Below are 3,009 nucleotides of genomic sequence, written 5' to 3' on the forward strand. Positions count from 1 at the left end.
TCGGGGACGAGCGACTCCCTCCGCGGCGTGGCCTACGGGAACGGCGTCTTCGTGGCGGTGGGGGGCGGCACCATCCTCACCTCCCCCTAAACCGGAGATCCCCACGCCCCTACCCCGCCCCACGGGCGATGGGGCGGGGTACCCTTACCCGGGGCCCGGCGGGAGTGGGCGCGCCGGCGCGCTTGGCCGGTACGCGGCCTCTGGTTGTAGGGGCGCCACACCTGCACAAAAGCTCACCTTCGCGAAGGTGGCCCCCCATAACGCCGAAACCCCCCGCCGGTGGGCGGGGGGGATAAGGGTGGGCCCTTCGGGATAAGGGCATCCCTGAGGCCCGGAGATTTCACGGCCTGAGGGCCCGCGGGCCCCTTTGGCCGCCGCCCGCCCTCCTCCCCGCGGGGAGGGAGCGGACTTCCCCGTCCTTCACCCTCCGAGGGTGGGGCAGTCCCCCGAGGGTTCCCTGGCGCGACCCTCCCGGCCGCACCTACGCCCGGGACCGGGCGAGCCCGTGAGGTGGGCCAGACCTCCCTGTGGCGGCGCACCGCCCTTAGGCCCCTTTTCAGCACCGGCTCCACCGCCCGAGGTGGGGGGTGAGCCTTCGCTTCACCCGCCAAGCGTGGCCCCAGCCGCCCGGCTGGAACCACCACCCCAAGCCACCGGCACCTACTGGCCAGGCCTACTGGGACGGCGAGCCCACCTGGCCCGGGACGGCCGTGGCTGTGGCGCTTTGGTGGCCACCTACCCTCCCATTAGGCCGGGAGCGGCCGGCGTGAGCCCCTCGAGGCCAGCCCGTCCTCCCGGACTGCCGGACCCCGCGGGCATCCGCCGATTCCGCAAGGGCGTTCACCGCCCTATGTTCTCCAAACTCCCCTTCCGGGGAGGCCTCCTTCCCGCTGTCGGGGGAGAGCCCGAGGCCAGGCCCTCCCCCCAGTTGGCGCCGAGGCCGGCCCTGAGGGTGGAAGCCCCCAGGGTGCCGGTCCAGGCTTTCGGCCCGCGTAGACGAGATGTCGCCCTCCGCGACACCGCCGGGCAGCAGGTACCCCGACGGGAGCCGCTTCGGTCAGCCTATTCGCCTGGTCTCCCCCTCTGGTGCGGCCGCTTATGTGCCTGAGCCCTCTGGGTTTCCCCGTACAGCTCAGGTTTCGCCGGCCTACGCCTTCCGCCATCGTCCGAGTCCCCCAACCCGTCCGGCGGGTCGCGCCCAGAGGCTCCCCCGTTAGCCCGCCCCTACTCGGACGTGCGCCCTTATGACCCGCCAACCCTGTTGCGGTAACCGCACCCCCCACCCTACGAGGTTCCAAGCTCGGATAGGGGGGCCAAGGTATGGCGGGCGCTACCCGTGGGCTCACGGCCTGTTCCCCATAGGGGGTGTCGCACCCCCATGTACAGACCCGAGCTATGCGCGCGGCCAGGAGTTTCGGCGAAGCCTCCCCTCCTGTGCCCCTCCCTCCAGTCGCCCTCGGGAGGCTGGGAGCTCACACTCCAGCCGGGTTTCCCCGACCCCCCACGTGTACTCGTGGGCCTCAGCGCTGGGCCTGTGGGGCACCGGCAACCGGGTTCCTTCTTTCCCCGATCACCGGCGGCGGGGGAAGGCACAAGGCCCCCTACCCCGCTTTCGGGACGGACAGCCAGAGCATTTCAGCCCTGACCTTTCCGGGTCGCCCAACATCTAGCCCTGGGTCCCCCCAGGTATGGAGTGAGGTCGAGCGGAGGCCTCTCGGCCTCCACGCGCCTCGTTGAGTGCGGGGCGAGCCCCCATTTCCTGAGGCACCCCGCTTCCCCGGCAGCCCAACGCATGTGGGGGCATGCGCTGGACCCTCCGGCCCCGGCGCCAACCGGGAAGTAGGTTCCCCCTCACCCTACCGCGCCGGCCCGGCCGGGTCAAGGCCCGCGCCCAAGGGAACCTCAATAAGGCCAGCTCTATCGCTACCCAACGCTTGCAAGAAAAGGTTTTCTCGCCCTTGACGCCACCGCCACCCCGCGCTACCCTTTGAGCATGCCCGACCCCGCCGACTACCGCCTCTACCGGAGCCAGACCGCGGTCATGGCCGCCATCCGGCAGGCGGTGGCCAACGGCTACCGCTACTACCTGGTGGCCACCACCCCGGAGGAGAAGGTCCTGGGGGCGGTGGCCAAGCTCCACGAGCGCCACCGCGTCCTGCTTTCCCCCGAGGCGAGGCGGGCCAGGAAGGAGGCCGGGCTTCCCGTGGCCCAGCTGTTTTTGGGCCCGGAGCCTCGAGGAGGGGTGTGGCCCTACGCCCTCTTGGCCACCAAGCGCCTGGAGGGGGAGCAGATGCGGAGCGCTGAGGGGAAGAAGCCCCTGCAGTGGGTGGCCTGGCGAAACGAGGCGTGGCTTCCCACCTACGAGCTCAGGAGGGACGAGGACACGGGCCGCTGGACCTGGTACCTCACCGAGGCCTTCTACCGGGAGCTCCTAGAGGAGGCCCTGCACCACGCCCGGAAGGGGGACTGGCCCCGCCTGGTGGGCCACCTCAAGACGCTGGGGCACCTGCCCATGTTTGGGGGAGTTTTCCAGCAAATCACCGACATCCGCCGGCGGGTGCAGAAGCTCTGGGGGGACACCCACCTCCGGAGCCCCGAGGGCCAGTGGAAGGCCCCCCCGTGGAAAAAGGCCCTGGAGGACTGGCCAAAGCGTCCCCTGGCCGCTTCCGTGTATCTCTACGTGGACCCGGAGGTGGACGGAAACCGGCCCAGGACCCTGGGGGAGTGGTGGGAGGCCCGCCGATGATCCGAGGCCTCTCCCGCCTACTCCGGGACGTGGCCCGGGGCCTCCCCGACCCCGAGCGGGACCCCGACCTGGGGCCCGTCTACACCGACCTACGCCTGCGGTGGAAGCGCGACCCCCGGCTTCTTCCCCCCGAGGCCTGGGAGGAGGGCCTGCTGGAGCTCATCGCCGAGCGCATTGTGGAGGGGTGGGACCGGCACGGGGCCCCTTCCGCGGCCCGGACCCCGGAGAGGCCCATCCTCCCGTAGCGGGAGAGGGCCGGCTCA

At 71.4% G+C, this 3,009-nt stretch carries 2 protein-coding genes; both read left to right on the forward strand.

Annotated elements, in window-relative coordinates; translation table 11 throughout:
• Positions 1-1,993: 1,993 nt before the first annotated feature.
• Positions 1,994-2,746, forward strand: a complete 753-nt coding sequence (locus tag TNMX_RS04245; protein WP_038029857.1) for a hypothetical protein — start codon at positions 1,994-1,996, stop codon at positions 2,744-2,746.
• Entirely contained in the window at positions 2,743-2,991 is a 249-nt protein-coding gene (locus tag TNMX_RS04250) for a hypothetical protein (RefSeq protein ID WP_253269367.1), read from the forward strand. The genes TNMX_RS04245 and TNMX_RS04250 overlap by 4 nt, the downstream gene beginning before the upstream one ends.
• Positions 2,992-3,009: the final 18 nt, after the last annotated feature.

This window comes from Thermus sp. NMX2.A1, assembly GCF_000511705.1.
Lineage (GTDB): Bacteria > Deinococcota > Deinococci > Deinococcales > Thermaceae > Thermus > Thermus scotoductus.